The organism is Streptomyces sp. NPDC015127 (genome assembly GCF_043080095.1).
In the GTDB taxonomy this organism is placed as follows: domain Bacteria; phylum Actinomycetota; class Actinomycetes; order Streptomycetales; family Streptomycetaceae; genus Streptomyces.
The window spans coordinates 51,029-67,813 of the sequence record NZ_JBIBVE010000021.1 but is presented as its reverse complement, the minus strand read 5'-3'; the positions used below and the strand labels follow the sequence as shown (position 1 = coordinate 67,813).

Sequence of the window (16,785 nt, the reverse complement as noted above, 5' to 3'; positions counted from 1 at the left end):
ACGTGCCACAGGCCCCTCGTTTCTGCCCGGCCCGCCCATCGACCGCACTCGGGTGGAGGGGTGGCAGCGATGGATCCGCACCCGCGACCTGTTCGTGCCGGCCCCTGTCATGAGCGCGAACCAATACCTGCAGTTGACACCGCGGCGTCGCCGTCTGCACGACCTGCACCGATTGGCCACGCACAGCAGCCTGCCGGTGCTGAGCACACCGATGAGTGATGCCGTGGCATGGCTTGTCAAAGCCCGGATCGAGGACGGCGCCTACAGTCACAAGGCCGGCATCCGCACCGGAGTCATGGTCAACGGCGGTGGTGCCCAAGGAAAGACGGAAACCGTCTGCGCGGCCCTGGCCGCCTTCGAGGACGAATGGCTGGAAGTCAACGAGTACATGAACCCGCAGGCCATGGCCGGAACCAGGGATCTCTTGGCCCCGGTCGCATATGTGCGCTGCCCGGTGAAAGCCACGCCCGTGTCCACCTGCAAGCGCATCCTCGACTTCTACGGCGAGGACTACAAGAACATGCGCCAAGAGGACCTGGTCCGCACGGTGAATGCCGCGATCACCGCGCATGCCACCAAGGCCTTGGTGATCGATGACATCACCCGGCTCAAGCTTCACCGTGAGAGCGACCAGGACGTCCTGGATCTGCTATTGGAAGTCATGAGCATGTCGGTCACTCTCATCCTCGTCGGTGTCGGTATCCCGTTCTCCGGTCTGCTGCGCCGCGGCCGCTTCGACCCGGCGACCAAGCAGTGGACCATCCCACCGGTCAAGGACCGTGGCCGCAGTCCCAACCCGGAGGCTGCGACCCAGCACGAGAGGCGGTTCGAGATGATCGAACTCGAGCCGTTCGGCTACGGCTCGTCCGCGCAGATTGGTGCCTGGGAAGACCACCTCGTATCCGTGGAGCAGAACTTGCGTCTGCTGAACGACACCGAGGGGATGCTGAGCACCGGTTCTATGCCGGAGTACCTGTTCAGCCGTACCAACGGCGTGGTCGGGCTCCTGGAAAAACTCATTCAGCGCGGCTGTCGGCTGGCGATCGAGGACGGAAGCGAACGCCTGGATGAAGCCCTGCTCAACAGTTGCCGAGTCAGCCCGACAGATCTGCCGGATCTCGACGCGGAATCCGGCGAGCAGCCGCTGATCCCGCCAGTGAGGAATCCATCCCGCAAGAGCAGGGCAAAGAAGAGGAACACCGTCTTCGACGACTCGGGGCCGACCGCGGAGTCCGCCGGATGAGCACGGAACCCGCGCGGCCGCTCGCACGCAGCCTTGATCCACTTCCCGGAGAGTCCCTCAACGGGTTCCTCCTCAGGCTGTCGTACCGGTTGGGCATCGCACCACATCGCGTGGCGACCTTGTCCGGTCTGACGTGCCGCAGCGACGTTATCCCGCACGACCAACTGCGTGGGCTTGACCCGGGTGCAGCCGTACGCTTCGCAAAGGCCGCACACTTGACTGTCTTCGAGGCCCATGCGTTGACGCTCAAGGCGTACACCCACGTTTATCCGCCGCTGGCGAAGCTCCGCACTGCCGTCAGCAGCGCAACAGGCAAGTCACAGATCATCTGGGCTGCAAATCCGGAAAGCCGGTACTGCTCCCGCTGTCTGGCAGGAGACGCCAGTCCCGTTCAGATGGCCTATGGCGGCCCCTGGCAGCTGCGCTGGCATCTTCCTGTCGTCTTCGCCTGCACACAACACCGGCGCCTGCTGCAACAGGACTGCCCGCGCTGCTCACAGCCGCTGACCGGACGGGTCGCCAGGCGGCACAGCGTGCTGACCTCGACCCATGTTTCGGGCCTGCATCCGGCCCAGTGCCGGAATCAGGACCCCGCCGTCTCCCGTCGCTATCACGGCCGGGTGATGTCATGCGGTGGATGGCTGAACCAGCCCTCAAGCTCAACCTCAACCCTGGCTCAGCAGGACGTGGATGAACTGCTCCGGCTACAGGAACACCTGGACCGTCACCTGACACCTCAGCCTGTCGACCACTACGACCACGACGGTCGCAAACATTCCGAAAGCTACTTCAATGACCTGATTCTCACCGCGAAGCTGATCCTGCTGAGCTGGCCACATGGTGCGGCTCTGCTGCCCTCGTCCCCGCTTGCCGACCTCGTGGACCAATCCCTCAGCACGCCGCAGCGCCCAGACACAACGTCTGCGGAATTCCGTGCGGGACGCCTAGCCCCGGGCTCACCAACACACAGCGGGGCCATCCTGTTGGCGGCGGCCAGAGCGCTCGGCGACCGAGATGTAGCCACCATGCGTGACCGGATCGCCCCCCTGACCCGCGAGGTGTACCGTCGGTCCCGCTCGACAGGGGGAAAACTCTTCGCCGGCAGTGACGCCTCCATCGCCCTGCTGCGAGCCACTGCTCCGCGCGTTTACGGCCTGCAGGAACGCCCAGCCCTACGCATCACCCCCAGCCGTCATCGATATCGCCTTGATGAGATCCCTCCGCTCTTCCCACGACAGTGGTATTCGGCCTACCTTGAGCCGCTCACCGTATCCTTCGCCACGGTGACCACGACCCTTGAGCGTCACCTGCGGTGGGCTGGCTCGCTCCGGCTCGCCGAGCTGATCACGGGGCGTAAGTGGCGCACATGCGCGTCAGCTCTGGGAATCCCTCCGAGCAGCGCGGTCCGGACGATGAATGTCCTGGGCCAGCAGATGGCCGACGCTGGCCTATGGCCCGCCTTCGAAGATGCTGTCGACGAGGCAGCCCGTCGCCTTGACGACCATGCCCACCGGACCGACTATGCCAACCGGCGCCGCACCATGGCCGACTGGCGTCTGTCGCGCGACCAATGGCGAGCCCTCTGTCGCGGAATCCCTGGGCTCGAACAACGGGCTGCCACAGGTGATCCCTGCGTCGGCGAGGCTCTGATCTGGAGCATGGCCAACGAAGCCAGCTACCTGCACAGCCCCACCGTGCTCCACCGGCGATCCGCCAGCTTCGCGCCCAACCGGATCACCTGCGAGGCAGGGGCACTGCTCCGTCGCCAGCGACCATCCTTCATGATCTTGCGACGGCGCCTTGAGGCTCATGCCTCGGCCCTCGCCCAGCTCTGTGATCGCGGAGAGTTGCACATTGACGTCGCGCCTCTGGAGAGCATCGCCTTCACGTCAGGATCCCATCAGATTGTCGTCCGGTGAGCGTGCGTCCGCTGCCGCGTGGGCTCGCACCACTGAACGGGGAATCCCTTCCCGGCCTCATCCTGCGGCTGGCATATCGCCTCGAGCGCTCACCGGCGCGGATCGCTTCACTATGCGGGCTGAATCACCCTCAAAACCGGATCCCTGCGGAGTACCTCATTGCATTACCACCCGATCGCATTCCGGACTTTGCAACCGCCACGCGACTGCATGAGAACGAGGTTCACGCGCTGACCCTGTCTTCTCTTTGGGCCACCTATCCGCCGCTGCAGGCTGCCAGAATCGACGGAAATCGCAATACCACCGCCGCCTCAAAGATGTGGGCTGCGAACCTTTCAAGCCGTTACTGTCCTGAATGTCTCGCGGGGGATGGAAGTCCTGCCCAAAACGCCTACGGCGGCCCTTGGAAACTCGGCTGGCACCTACCCGTCACCTTCGCCTGCACCGTGCATCGCCGATTGCTCGCTCAGAGCTGCCCCCGCTGTGGCGGAATGCCGAACAGGCCGTCGAACACAGAGCGTCAGGGCTTGATCATGCAACGCGCAGTGAGTGGCCTGCATCCAGCACAGTGCCGGCACCCCGCCGTTCCCACCACCAGTACCCACCCCTCCCCTTGCGGGGCGCGCCTCGATGAGGCCCTCCCGTCCGCCACCCTCACGAACACGGCCCTCTCGCTACTCCTGGCGCTGCAAAGCCGCATCGATCAGCGCCTCCTGCTCAACCATCGGCCAGACGATACTGCTCGCCCGGCATCGGACCGCCACTTCTTTCCCGATCTCATCGTCGCCGCTCAACTCGTCCGGCTCAGCTGGCCTGACAGCGCCTCCTTCATGCCGCCGTTGAAAGCCTTGATCGACACGGTAGACCGGCACGTTGCCAACAGCGTCCAGCGCACGACGACAGGCCGGCGGCCCAACACCACATGGGCGGCGCCCCAAGATCCCGCCGAATGCGGTGCACTGCTACTCACCGCCAGCCTCCTCCTGGGGGAGGAACGCACAGGTGGCCAGGCCCTGATCGACCGTGTCCAGCCTCTCGCCGCCACCTCGTTGAACAGAAACACAGCGAGCATCGCGGCGATGCTACGCCGCATGGACGTCTCACCCGACCTGGCGCGAGCTCTGGTACCTCGATCCATCGGCTTCTACCGGGCCGGCGGTCACCGTCACACTCGGCAGAGGATCCCATCGCGTCATTCCACATTCGACCTCCGGCACGTGCCGGCCCTACTTCCGCAGGAACTCCTGCTCGCGCACTTCCACGGTCTCTTGACCGAGTGGAAGGATCACAGCGAGTGGGATGTGAGGCACTTGCGACGGGTCGCCTCCCTCAAACTCGCCGAAATGAGCGGCGGTGGCACATGGCCTCAGTGCGCAGAGGTACTTCACATCCCCTGGAACACTGCGCAGCAGTCCCTGAAGGTCCTGAAGCGCAACTTCACGCCGAATGGCCTTTGGCCATTGTTCAACCAGTCGGTGGAGACTGTAGCCGTCCAACTCGACGACACTTCAGACCGCATCGACTATCGATGTCGGCGTGAAGTGCTCCAGAACTGGCGCATTCCGGACACACACTGGGCCGAACTCTGCGACGACCTGGACCAGTTCCGGCAAGGCGGTACGTCCCCCAGCAGCCACACCGCCACTGTCCTGGCCTGGGCCGCAGTTACGCAGGGAGACCACCTTCACAGCCCTCTCCTCACGGCCCTACGAAGTTCGGGCAGCAGCACGCAGCAGGTGGTCGCATCGATCAATGCGCTGCGTTCACCAGCAAACCGCAAGGGTGCCAAACTCGAACTGCTCAACCGTATTGAGGCGTACGCCAGCAGGCTGGCCGCCCGCTGCGATCACTCGGTGAGCACGCCTCCACTCGGCCACGAGACGCCCACCGGCTCCGGGCCCATCGGTACAGGTAGCGACTGATCCGCCCTCGACACCGTCGGCCGCCAGAGCAGATCCCTGCTGATCCGTGGCATGGCACCGGGTGTCCGAGCAGGTCCCCCCGTCCAGACACCAGGTCCCCCCAGATGCCTGCGCAGTCGCCGCCGGTGCCAACCAGCCCCTGTTTGTGACAACTAGAATCAGCAGTCGCACCGTGTCAGCGTCGTACCCGCGGCATGCCCAGCCCGATCCAGGAGATGATCTCGCGCTGGATCTCGTTGTTGCCGCCGCCGAAAGTGAAGATGACGGCGGAGCGGTAGCCGCGTTCGAGTTCGCCGTGCAGGACTGCGCCGGCGGAGCCTTCCTTGAGGGGGCCGGCGGCTGCCACGACCTCCATCAGCCAGGCGAAGGCGTCGCGCCGTGCCTCGGAGCCGTAGACCTTGACGGCGGATGCGTCCTGCGGGGTGAGGCTGCCGTCCTGGACGGCGTTCACCATCTGCCAGTTGAGGAGCTTCATGGCGTCGAGGCGGGTGTGGGTGCGGGCGAGCCGGCCGCGGACCCAGCCGAGGTCGATGACGCGGCGGCCGTCGGCGAGCTTGGTGTCGGCGGCCCAGCGCTGGACGTCGCGCAGGGCGCGGATGGCCATGGTGCCGTGCGCGGCGAGGGTGACGCGTTCGTGGTTGAGCTGGTTGGTGATCAGCCGCCAGCCCTTGTTCTCCTCGCCGACGCGGTGGGAGACGGGGACGCGGACGTTCTCGTAGTAACTGGCCGTGGTGTCGTGGGAGGCAAGGGTGTTGATCAGGGTGCAGGAGTAGCCGGGATCCGAGGTCGGCACGAGGAGCATCGTGATGCCCTTGTGGGGCGGGGCCTCGGGGTCGGTGCGCACGGCGAGCCACACCCAGTCGGCGGTGTCTCCGTTGGTGGTCCAGATCTTCTGGCCATTGACGACGTACTCGTCGCCCTCTCGTACGGCGCGGGTCCTGAGGGAGGCGAGGTCGGTGCCCGCCTCGGGTTCGCTGTAGCCGATGGCGAAGTCGATCTCGCCCGAGAGGATGCCCGGCAGGAAACGGGCCTTCTGTTCGTCGCTGCCGAACTGCATGATCGTCGGGCCGACGGTGTTCAGCGCCATCAGCGGCAGCGGCACACCCGCCTGGGCCGCCTCGTCGAAGAAGATGAACTGTTCCATCGGGCTCAGGCCGCGCCCGCCGTACTCCTTCGGCCACCCCACACCGAGCCAGCCGTCCGCGCCGAGACGGCGGATGGTCTCGCGGTAGAAGCGTTTGCGCGCGGCCGGTTCGGTGGTGGGGGCACCTCCCGTGCCCTTGGGGCTACGAGGGAGCGTGTCGGCGTGGTCGGGGACCAACTCGGCGAAATAGGTGCGCAGTTCGGCGCGCAGCTGCTGTTGCTGCGGCGTGTAGCGAAGGTGCACGGCCCCTCCAGGCGTCTCGCGGTCCGTCCCTTGCGCGGCGGCGCGCACACAGTAGAACGTGTTGCAGGAATCCGGAAGAGCCGTGCCGCCCCTGCCTACAGCGAGCGGTACACGGCGCCGACGAGAGCCATCTCGCGCGGGTCGTCGGCGATCCGCGGGCCCATGCGGTTCATGACGTACCCCAGGCTGACGCCCGCCTCGGGGTCGGCGAGCCCGCAGGAGCCGCCGAAGCCGTCGTGGCCGAAGGCCCCCAGGTTGGGCCCGTACGAGCCGTTCTCGCCGCTCAGCCACAGGCCGGGACCGATCTCGGTGTCGTGCGCGAAGCCGGGGCCGAGCACCAGGTCGCGGCAGCTGCCCTGGCCCTCGCGGACCCGCTCCGCGGCCTCGGCGCTCAGCACCCGGCGGCCGCCGAGCACGCCGGGTCCGGCGAGGATCCCGTACAGCGCGGCGACGGCACGCGCGGTGCCGTGACCGTTGGCCGCGGGCACCTGGGCGGCGCGCCATCGCGGTGTGTTGGCACCGGCGGCACCCACCACGGGGTTGAGCAGGGCCGCGAGCGCGAGCGGCGTCAACCGGTCGAAGAAGGCGGCCTGTTCGGTGGTGGGCGGGACCCGCGGTTGCTCCGGTTCGGCGACGCGTCCGGTCTCCATGCGGGAAAGTGCCGGGCTCCCACCAGGGCTCGGGCGCCGCCAGGCGGGCACAGGTCAGCTCCCAGTCGCACAGTTCGTCGAGCCAGTGCGGTTCGCGCAGGCCGGCGAGCCCGGCGCGGTGCGACAGGAGGTGGCGCACAAGCGCCTTCTCCTTGCCCGTCGCGGCGAACTCCGGCCAGTACGAGGCCACTGGCGCGTCCAGGTCGAGTTGCCCCGGTCGACGAGCAGGTGCGCGCACAGGGGCGTCGGACCCTTGGTCGTCGACCGGCGCCGGTGCCGGTGCCGGTGCCGGTGCCGGTCGAGGGTGCGTGGTCGTTGTCGCGAACCGTCACGGGAAACCTCCGTCGCCTTCCGTCCCGCCCGGGAGAGCCGCCGCGTCCGGCCCGGACGGCTACGTACCGACCGGTCGGACTGAAGGGGAAGGGGGCATGCGGGGCGGAACGGCGGGTGAGCGAGGATGGGGACGGAAGATCCCCGCGCAGCGCCCGCAGACGTTCCGCCCCGGAAGGACGACCAGATGGCCCCCGACGAGCACGACGACGCCGTACTGCTGCGCACCGAGGGCCGCGCCGCGTACATCACGCTCAACCGCCCCCGGGCGATCAACGCCCTGACGCACCCCATGGTCCGCGCGATCGACGCCGCGCTCGCCGACTGGGAGCGGGACGACGCCGTCGGGACCGTGGTGATCTCCGGCGCCGGCGAACGGGGCCTGTGCGCGGGCGGCGACATCCGCGCCATCCACGACGACGCACGCACAGGCGGCCGGGCGTCGGTCGGCTTCTGGCGCGACGAGTACCGGCTCAACGCCCGCATCGCCCGCTTCCCCAAGCCGTACCTCGCCCTCATGGACGGCATCGTGATGGGCGGCGGTGTCGGGGTGTCCGCCCACGGCAGCGTCCGCGTCGTCACCGAACGCTCCAGGATCGCCATGCCGGAGACCGGCATCGGCTTCGTCCCCGACGTGGGCGGCACCCACCTGCTCGCGCGGGCGCCGGGCGAACTGGGCACGCATCTTGCCCTGACCGGCGACGCGGTCGGCGCGGGCGACGCGCTGCTCCTCGGTCTCGCCGACCACTTCGTCCCGTCCGTCCGGCTGGCGGACCTCGCGGCGGCGGTCGCGTCCGAGGACGTGGACGCGGCGGTGCGGCGGTACGCGGAGCCCGTCCCCGAGGGCCCGCTCGCCGAGGCCCGCGGGTGGATCGACCACTGCTACGGCGCGGACACGGTGGAGGACATCCTCGAACGCCTCCTCGCGTCCAACGAGATCCCGGCGAAGCAGGCCGCCGAAACGATCCTCGGCCGCTCGCCGCGGTCGCTGAAGGTGACGCTGGAATCGATCCGCCGGGCACGGGCGCTGGGAACGCTGGAGCCCGTGCTGGAACAGGAGTTCCGTGTCTCGTGCGCGGCCCTGTCCTCGCCCGACCTGGTGGAGGGCATCCGGGCGCAGGTCGTCGACAAGGACCGGCGTCCGCGGTGGTCTCCGGCGGAGCTGAGCGGGGTGAGGCGGTCGGAGGTGGACCGCCATTTCGCTCCGCTGGAGGAGCCGGGACTCGGCCTCGCGGACTGACGAGGGGGCGGCCGGTTCCGTGGCGCCGGGGTGGGGCCCGGGCCGGCCCGGTCAGGGGCAGGGGGCGTGGCTCGGTCAGCGGCGGGCGCGCAACAGCAGAAGCGCGATGTCGTCGCCCCGTGTCCGCAGTGCCGCGTCCTCCCCCAGCAGGTGGTCCGCCAGGTTCTCCAACGGCTGTTCGGGCGCCCGTGCCAGGCGAGCAGCCAACTCGGCGAGGACGTCGTCGATGTCCGTGCCCGGCCGCTCGATCAGCCCGTCCGTGTACAGGAGGAGCACCGACCCCGGCCGAAGCGGCACCGCCGTCGTCGGATAGATCGCCGCCGGATCGATCCCCAGCAGGGGGCCGCCCGCGATGTCCAGTACATGGACCCGCCCCTCCGGGTCCCGCAGCAGGGGCTGCGGGTGTCCGGCACGGGCGAGCAGGACGCGGTGGCCCAGCAGGTCCAGGTGCAGGTAGACGCAGCTGGCGAGCAGATCGGCGTCCAGGTCGATCAGCAACCGGTTCGTACTCGCGATGACCCGGCCGGGCGGCTGGCCGGCCGTCGTGTAGGCCCGGACGGCCGTGCGCACCTGCCCCATCATCCCGGCGGCGGCGACGTTGTGGCCCTGTACGTCGCCGATGACGGCGGCCGCGTCGCTGCGGTCTCCGCCGGGGAATCCGGGAACCCTCGTCCGCATCAGGTCGTAGAAGTCACCGCCGATGTCCATGCCCTGAGTCCCCGGCAGATAGCGCGCGGCGACCTCCAGTCCCGGCAGCGACGGCAGGCTGTGCGGCAGCAGCGCGGACTGCAGCCCGTGGGCGAGGCGGTGCTTGACGTCGTACAGGCGGGCACGTTCCAGCGCCTGGGCCATGAGGCCGCCCAGGCTGGTCAGCATCGCGCGTTCGTCGGTGGCGAAGCGGTGGGGCTCGGAGTAGCCGAGGACGCAGGTGCCCACCGGCCGGCCGGACGCGATCAGCGGCAGATACGCCCAGGCCGCCATGCCGTCCGGTGTGGCACGGCGTTCGGGATAGATCTGTTCCAGCTCGGCACGGGACGAGAAGAACGAGGGGACTCCCGTCGCCAGCGCCCGCGCCCCGGGGGTCTGCGCGGTCAGTCGGGTGCCGTCGAAGCGCTCGATGACCGTCGGGTCCTCGTAGCCGCGGTGTCCCAGGACGCGCAGCCGCCCGCCCTCGGACGCCAGCACCACGAGGGCGCGGTTGCCGACGGCCGGCATGATCTCGTCGGCGACGATCTCGATCACGTCCGACACCCCGACCGCCTCGGTCAGCGCGCTCGCCAGGCTCAGCAGGTGGGAGATCGCCACGAGGCCCGCGGGCCTGGGCCGCCGTTTCTCGGGCGGATTCTCCTGGGCCGCGCCCGCCGCCGGGGTGACCAGGACGCTGATCCCGCTGCGGCTCGGATGGAGGCGGAACGTCAGCCAGTCCTGCGGTGGCCGCAGCGCCACGAACGAGGTGCTGTGCTGGCTGAGCAGCGCCGCGCGGTAACGGTCCTCGTAGACGGGGTCGTTGAGCCACGGGAGCGTCGTCCAGAGCTGGGAGCCGAGGAGTTCGGTGACGGGGGCGCCGACGAGTTCGGCCATGGCGGCGTTGGCGAAGGTGACGCGCCCGTTCACGTCCAGGGCGCACATGCCCTCGGGCACCCGGGCCACCATCTGCACGGCCTCGATGGCGCCGCTCGTTGCCGCGAGCGGGGAGCTGTGCAGGAAGTCGGCCTCGGGAGCGACGCGGCGGCCGTGTTCGGCGGCGCGCTCGAGGCGCAGGGCCAGGCGGTCGCAGGCCGAGACGAGCCGGGCGCGTTCGGCGGCGGTGAGCTCGGGCGGGTGCGAGCCGGGCCACGTGACGAAGACGGCGCCGTAGGCGGTGTCCCGGGTGGCGATCGGGAGGGCGGCGAGCGCGAACGGGTACGGCAGGACGACAGCGATCCGCGGATATCTGCGGGCCATCTCCTCCTCGTCCGGCACCCAGACGAGCCGCCGCTCGCGCAGGGCGTCGGCGACGGGGATCGGAGCGCTGAGCGCGACGCGCTCCCAGGGGGCGGCGAAGGCGCGCGGCAGGCCGGCCATGACGGCCATCTCCAGGATCTGCTCGGCACGCGAGAAGAGGTACACGGCGCCGGAGTGGGCCTGGACGTCGTCCATCATCCCGGCGAGCGCGAACGACAGCATCGGGTGGGACCCCTCGCCTCCCCCACCCGGCGGCGCGGGCGCGGAGGCGAGCCGATCGGACAACGGGACCACCTCCTCGGGGACGCTCAGCTCCCAGGCTGCCCGTTGCGGGGGCATCGCGCACGACGGGGCGCGGCGGGGGCGGGACCCGCGCTGGGCGCGGGTGCGCCGGGGTGGGGCGGGGAGCTTTCCCCCACCCCGCCCCTTCCCGAAACTGGGAGCTACGCCCCCAGGCCCCGACGAGGGCGGAAACGATCCGAGGGCTGAGGCCCCAACCCCTCCATCGCGGCAGCTTCGCGCCGCAGGCCCCGCTCGCGGCCGGGGGCAGGGCGGGGAGTCCTCCTCCACCCCGCCCCTTCCCGAAACTGGGAGCTACGCCCCCAGGACCCCGCCGAGAGCGGAACGGGTCCGGGGGCTGACGTCCCCAGCCGCCTCCAACGCGGCAGCCTGCGCGCCGCAGGCCCCCTCGCCCCGGAGGCCGGCCGGCACCGCCCGGGGCCACCCGGGGCGCATCGTGGCCGGAGCCCGCCGGACCGGGGCCCGGAGTCGCCCCTGGCCCCGGCCCGGCTCGGCCCTACGCCGCGTTGCGGTGGCGGGACTCCGAGGAGGTGGTCACCGCGACCGGGAGCGAGTGGGTCGTGCCGTTCACCGTCACCGCCAGGGTGATGCTGCCCTGCCGGAGGGCCGTGAGTCGGCCCGTCGTCGGGTCGAACGAGGCGGTGTGCCGGGGGCGGGCGTCCTGTACGTGGCCGATGTGCAGGTTGGGCGAGCCCGACCAGTCCACGCTCATCGGCCACGCCGCCGGCACGCGCCGCGTGCCCTGGAGCACCGTCGCGCGGGCGTCTCCCGTCTCCCCGGGCTGGAGCACCGACGGCGCCTCCAGCGTCACCGTGTCGGCGTGGGCGCGGGTCTGGGCCGAGACCCAGTCCGGGTGCGGGCCCCATGGGGCGCGGCGGCCCTCCGCCTGGTCGGCGCGGGAGACCTGGTCGACACCGATGAGCGACCAGCCGGTGAAGCCTCCCTCGTGCGCCGGGCCGGCGGGGGACTTTCCGGAGTTGCCGTTGACTAGGTAGGGCACGCCGTCCACGTGCGCGGCGTGGAAGACCCCGACGTGGCTGCCGATCAGCGCCGCGCCCTTGCCCGTCGTACGGCGGAACTGCGCGAGCCAGTCCTCGACGAGCGCGGCCTCCTTGCGGTCACTGAGCTGGCTGCCCTTCTGGACGGTGGGGTCCCGCGGCGGTACGTGTTCGATGACCATGACCGACCCGATGCCGGGGTCGGCGGCCGCGGCGTCGAGCTGGGCGCGCAGCGCCTTGATCTGGGCGAGGCCGCCGCCGCGCAGGCTCAGGCTGGAGGTGTCGAGCGTGACGAAGCGCGTGCCGCGGTGGTCGAAGACCCGGTGCGCGGGCCCGAACTCGGCCACGAAGTTCTCGATCTTCCCGCCCATCACCTCGTGGTTGCCGGGCACGTAGTACCAGGGCAGGGCGTCGCCGAGTTCCTCGGTCAGCACGCGGCGCGCGAAGGCGAGGTCGGCCGGGGAGCCCTCGTCCACGAGGTCGCCGTTGACGACGAGGAAGTCGGGCCGGGCCGCCTTGATCTCCCGGAGCGTCCTGCGTGCCTGACCGACGAGGGGGCTGTCGGGGTCGCGGGCGACGAACTGCGCGTCCGACATGACGGCGAAGCGCCAGTCCCGTGCTCCCGTCACCGCGGCGGAGTCCACGAGCGGATCGGTGACGCGCGGCGGGTCGGGCAGGTCGACGGCGGGCGGGACCTGTGCGTCGAGGCCGTCGATCACGATCCGGCCGGTGTACTGCCGGTTCGGGGCCGTCTCGGCGAGATAGAAGCGGTACACGGACAGCGGCATGGCGGCACCCGGTGGCATCGGGAAGGTGACCTGTCGCCAGCCGGTCCAGGTGACGTAGGGCCCGCGCAGCAGGTGGTCGGATCCGGCGGCGTCCTTGAGGTGCAGGGTGGGCCAGGCGCCGTTGCCGTCGCCCTTGATCCAGAGTGTGAAGGCCTGCGGCTGTCCGGGGACGGCGATCGGCTGCGGCGGGGCGGCGTAGGCGGCGCGGGTCGCGGTCGAGCGGGTGAAGTCGTAGCTGATCTCCAGCCCGGTTCCGTTGTGCCCGTCGGGCGTCGGGGCGAGCGAGCCGCCGGCCCGGGCGTGGCTGAACTTCCACTGCGCCGCGTCGTCGAAGGAGCTGACGGCCTGCTCGGCGAGCCCGACGCTGACGGCGAGCACGGTGGTGACGCCGTCGACGGTCGCGGTGATGCGCCCCGCGCTGTCGCCGCCGGTGCGGGAGCCGACGGTGAAGGAGCCGCTGCTGTCGGCGCGGACGGTGAACTGTTCGCGGTCGTAGTCGAGTCGGACGTCGTCCGGTTCGACGGGGGCGCTGTTGCCCTGGGCGTCGTAGCCGACGATGCCGAACGTGCCGGTGGCGGACGCGTCGGCGAGGCCGACCCGCCGGACGGTCGGTTCGATGCGGGCCAGGTCGTCGAGGACGGTCAGGCGGATGCTGCCGTGGACGCTGCCGCGTTCGGCCCGGATGTCGGTGGTTCCGCTGTCGCGGGCGTGGAAGACACCGCGGGTGTCGACGCGCCCGACGGAGGACCTGACCGAGAGCCAGTGGGGCGTGCCGGCGGCGGGTGCGTAGGTTTCGTCGTACCCGGCGGCGGTGAGGCGGCGAGTGAGGCCGGGGAAGACCCGCTCGGGGTGACCGCCCCTGACGGGGTCGGCGGTGGGCGCGCCGGCCGCGGGCATCGCGGTCTCGACCCAGTAGCCGCGCAGCCGGCCGCTGCCGTCGGGTGTGGTGAGGGCGAGGCCGTTGGGGACGTCGCGTTCGCTGCCGTCGGAGGGGCTGTTCTCCACCTGGAGGGTGTCGCTGCCGGGTTCCCGGGCGACGAGGGTGGAGGAGCCGCCTCCGTCGAGGTTGAGGGCGTTGTGCGCGCCGGCCTTCTGCATCATCAGGCCGAGTTCGGTGAGGGTCACACCGCCGCTGTCGGCCTGCCGCCCGTCGACGGTGATGATGTGCATCGCGCGGCCGTCCTTCGAGAAGCCGACGGCGGTGCGGGGCGCGGTGGCGTTGTTGCCCGCGCCGTCGTGGTTCTGCGGTACGCCGTCGACGACGAGGAGTTCGCGCCCGCCGACGGCCGTGCGCGGCACGGGCCCGCTGTCGGTGCGGGGCCGGTACTCCACCGACACGGGGTCGCCGGGCCGCAGCGCGGAGAGCACGGCGGCACCGGCCTCGCGGCCGACGAGGACGGTGGTGTCGTCGGCGATGGTGCCGCTGCCTGGCCGGGTGTGCACGGAGACGACGGTGCCGTCGCGTACGACGGCTTCCGCGACGGGGGTCGCGGCGTCGACGGTGAGGGCACGGTCCGCCTCACCCCAGGCGGCGGTGTACGCGCCGATGCCGCCCGCGGGGACGTTGGCGGCGTTGTAGGCGCCGAGCGGGTGTGCCCCGCCGGGCACGGTCAGGGTGCCGTCGAAGTACAGCTGGAGGACGCGTCCCGCGCCCTCGGGACCGATGCCGACGGCCCGGTGCACGCCCGGTGCGGGCGACTGGGTGAGCTTCCCGTCGCGGATGCCGGCGCCCAGGGGTGCGCCGGTCTGGTTGATGTCGAAGAAGTCGGCGTTGATGGCGGCGACGGTGCGCCTGCCGGTGCCGGGGTCGTGCCGTGCGGCGAGCTCGGAGACGCTCTTGCGGTCGGCGACCTTGCCGGAGGAGAGATAGTCGGCCCGGACGTCACTGCCGCCGAGGTCGACGGAGAGCTCGTCGACGCGCAGCCACTTGGCGGCTTCGAGCCGGTCGTAGGAGCTGAGTTCGATGCCGGGGGCGACGGGCCGCCGGCTGCGGGCGGTCTCGATGCCGTCCTGGTCGGCCACCGCGGCATGTGTTCCGCCGGGGTCGCTGGCGGGCGGTGGCGCGATGGGCCGCAGTATTTCGGCGGTCTCGCGAGGCGGCGGATCGGGTGTGGAGTCGGCGGCGGCGGGGACGGTCGCCCCAACCGCCAGTGCGGACAGCGTCGCAAGGAGCACGACGGTGTGTCTTGCTCTGCCAAGGCCCACAACTTCTCCCGGAGTCAGGCTGGTTGAGCTCGTGGTAAGCGCTGTCGGCGGACAGCATCGCGGCGCGGCGGCGCGCGCACCAGAGGGCGCGGGCAACATGCGGGAGAACGGTTGCGGTCATGGTCGTTGACGAGGCGGCGGCGCGATCCCTTCACCCGGGCATCTTCGCCCCACCGGGTACGCCGACCGGCCGTCACCACGCGATGGTGCGCGAGGCGTTGGGCCGGTTGGGGGGTGGCCGTCCGCGTCGTCAAGGGCAGTCGCAGGGCCTGCCGTGGTCGGCGCCGAGGGCGTCCGCGACCTACCACTTGGCACGTTAATGCGGCTCGTTCGACGGGGAGTTGGCACAGTCGCCGGTGCGTCCCGGTCCGCCGGAGTCCTGTCGGTGTCGACGGCGGGCGGAGTTGTGTGATCGAGGGTCGGCGCGGTGCGGCCTCTCGGCGGCAGGCCGCCGGGACCGGCCGCCGGGCCCGAGTGGGCCGCGCTCAGGCGCGCCGCTCCGTGTCGGCCGCCGCCCGGCGGGCGAAAAAGCGGGGGCTGCCGGGCCGTCGCCGGCCCGGCAGCCCCGTGGGTCGCGGTGCGTCAGTCCTGCGTGCCGCGGCGCCTGCGCGCCGCCCATGTGATGCCGCCACCGGCGGCGATGACCAGGGCAGCCGCACCCGCGATCAGCGGGGTCGAGCTGGCGGAACCGGTCTCGGCCAGGCCGGGCTCGGAGGTGCTCGGCGCGGGCGCCGGAGTGGCGGGCGCCGGAGTGGCGGGCGCGGAGGTGCTCGGCGTCTGGCTCGGCGTCTGGCTGGGGGTGTCACTCGGCGTCGGCGAGGGAGGCGTGGGGGTGGGGCTCGGCGTCGTGGAGGGGCTGGGGGACTCCTCCTCGCACACCGGCGCCGTCTTCGTCTCGTCGCGCCCGTACTGGTCGCCGTCGCTCGCGGTGACGACGAGACGGACCGCGACCTCCTTGTCGTGCTCGGGCAGCTTCAGCGTCCTGCTGAAGTCGTTCGTGAACGTCTCGGTCGGCAGCAGGTCCTTGCCGTCGACCGTGACGGTCACGGTGTTCCGGGCGTTGTGGCCGTAGTTGGTCAGGGTGAGGCTGACCTCGTCGCAGGTCACCGACCACGTGGGGGTGTGGGCGAGCGCGGGGGCGGCGGCGAGGCCCACCCCGAGCGCGCCGACCGCGGCGGCGGCTATGAGAGCCCCGGAACGCCACCGCGTTCTGCTGATTTCTGTCACTGTTCCTCCATGGGTGACACGCCTCCACTGCCGGCGTGTGGGCGCAGAGTACCGCCGGGGCGCCGGCCGGCCGTACGCACCTCGAAAACCTGATGGAGAAATGCGGCTGAATTCGTGTCAGCCCTTCGGCCGTTCCTTCATACGGGTCCACACGGGCAGGACGAACCAGCAGATGACGAACCACGCCACCATCATGGCGACGAGCCAGGCGGCGTGCGCGTCGTCGACGACGAAGCGCAGGATGAGCAGCAGCGCCGATCCCATGGTGCACAGCAGGAGCACCAGTCCCAGCATGGTCAGCCGGGACGCCCAGGTCACGGTCTGCGGCTTGAGTCGTCGGCCCGTCAGCATGCGGTGGAAGGAGACCGGTCCGACGAGGACGCCGGTGGTCGCGGCGCCCAGCAGGACGGTCACGGTGTAGATGGTGCGGTCGGTGCCGGAGAGCTCCGTGAAGCGTGGCTGAAAGGCGACGGTCAGCAGGAAGCCGAAGAGGATCTGCACGCCCGTCTGGGCGACGCGCAACTCCTGGAGCAGATCGCTGAACCGGCGGTCCGCCCGCTCCTCCTCCGTCTCGTCACGGCCGTGCCGGCCCCCTACCTTGCCCCTTTCCATCACGGCCTCCCTTCACCTCG

General features: G+C 70.7%; 9 protein-coding genes and 1 pseudogene. 4 read left to right on the top strand and 6 right to left on the bottom strand.

What is annotated here, in order from left to right; genetic code table 11:
• Window positions 1-52: 52 nt before the first annotated feature.
• The 3 genes from ACF08N_RS32330 to ACF08N_RS32320 are packed head-to-tail and all read left to right on the top strand — an operon-like array spanning window position 53 to window position 5,084.
• On the top strand, window positions 53-1,243 hold the full coding sequence (locus tag ACF08N_RS32330) for an AAA family ATPase (protein WP_392328278.1): 1,191 nt from the start codon (window positions 53-55) through the stop codon (window positions 1,241-1,243).
• Window positions 1,240-3,162 carry a TniQ family protein gene (locus ACF08N_RS32325; protein ID WP_392328277.1) on the top strand — a complete coding sequence of 641 codons (1,923 nt, stop codon included), beginning with the start codon at window positions 1,240-1,242 and terminating at the stop codon, window positions 3,160-3,162. Before ACF08N_RS32330 ends, ACF08N_RS32325 begins: the two co-directional genes overlap by 4 nt.
• The gene (locus tag ACF08N_RS32320) at window positions 3,159-5,084 is read left to right on the top strand and encodes a TniQ family protein (protein WP_392328276.1); all 1,926 of its coding nucleotides are present in this window, start codon (window positions 3,159-3,161) and stop codon (window positions 5,082-5,084) included. Before ACF08N_RS32325 ends, ACF08N_RS32320 begins: the two co-directional genes overlap by 4 nt.
• Before the next feature lie 175 nt (window positions 5,085-5,259).
• Here ACF08N_RS32320 and ACF08N_RS32315 read toward each other — a convergent pair whose 3' ends face one another.
• Both ACF08N_RS32315 and ACF08N_RS32310 read right to left on the bottom strand, forming a co-directional pair.
• On the bottom strand, window positions 5,260-6,471 hold the full coding sequence (locus ACF08N_RS32315) for an acyl-CoA dehydrogenase family protein (protein WP_392328275.1): 1,212 nt from the start codon (window positions 6,469-6,471) through the stop codon (window positions 5,260-5,262).
• A gap of 95 nt (window positions 6,472-6,566) precedes the next feature.
• Window positions 6,567-7,385: pseudogene (locus ACF08N_RS32310) on the bottom strand (serine hydrolase domain-containing protein); the annotation flags it as partial.
• Window positions 7,386-7,638: 253 nt separating this feature from the next.
• On the opposite strand from ACF08N_RS32310, the gene ACF08N_RS32305 reads away from it, so the two are divergent.
• Complete coding sequence (locus tag ACF08N_RS32305; protein WP_392328274.1) at window positions 7,639-8,691, top strand: enoyl-CoA hydratase/isomerase family protein; 1,053 nt, start codon at window positions 7,639-7,641, stop codon at window positions 8,689-8,691.
• 75 nt (window positions 8,692-8,766) lie between these two features.
• Here the strand turns inward: ACF08N_RS32305 and ACF08N_RS32300 are convergent, their stop codons facing one another.
• The 4 genes from ACF08N_RS32300 to ACF08N_RS32285 all read right to left on the bottom strand — a co-directional run bounded on the left by ACF08N_RS32300 (window position 8,767) and on the right by ACF08N_RS32285 (window position 16,765).
• Window positions 8,767-10,974, bottom strand: coding sequence for a SpoIIE family protein phosphatase (locus ACF08N_RS32300; RefSeq protein ID WP_392328273.1), 2,208 nt, complete (start codon window positions 10,972-10,974; stop codon window positions 8,767-8,769).
• Between the two features lie 457 nt (window positions 10,975-11,431).
• A complete protein-coding gene (locus tag ACF08N_RS32295) occupies window positions 11,432-14,896 on the bottom strand; it encodes a phosphodiester glycosidase family protein (RefSeq protein ID WP_392328272.1) in 3,465 nt (1,154 codons plus the stop codon).
• 612 nt (window positions 14,897-15,508) lie between these two features.
• Window positions 15,509-16,153, bottom strand: a complete 645-nt coding sequence (locus ACF08N_RS32290) for an LAETG motif-containing sortase-dependent surface protein (RefSeq protein WP_392328271.1) — start codon at window positions 16,151-16,153, stop codon at window positions 15,509-15,511.
• 117 nt (window positions 16,154-16,270) lie between these two features.
• The gene (locus ACF08N_RS32285; protein ID WP_392328270.1) at window positions 16,271-16,765 is read right to left on the bottom strand and encodes a DUF6328 family protein; all 495 of its coding nucleotides are present in this window, start codon (window positions 16,763-16,765) and stop codon (window positions 16,271-16,273) included.
• Between the last annotated feature and the right edge of the window lie 20 nt (window positions 16,766-16,785).

Bases quoted from the DNA above. Each gene is read 5' to 3' on its own strand.
- ACF08N_RS32325 (WP_392328277.1), top strand. From the start codon at position 1,240: ATGAGCACGGAACCCGCGCGGCCGCTCGCACGCAGCCTTGATCCACTT.
- ACF08N_RS32305 (WP_392328274.1), top strand. From the start codon at position 7,639: ATGGCCCCCGACGAGCACGACGACGCCGTACTGCTGCGCACCGAGGGC.
- ACF08N_RS32300 (WP_392328273.1), bottom strand. From the start codon at position 10,974: ATGCCCCCGCAACGGGCAGCCTGGGAGCTGAGCGTCCCCGAGGAGGTG.
- ACF08N_RS32285 (WP_392328270.1), bottom strand. From the start codon at position 16,765: ATGGAAAGGGGCAAGGTAGGGGGCCGGCACGGCCGTGACGAGACGGAG.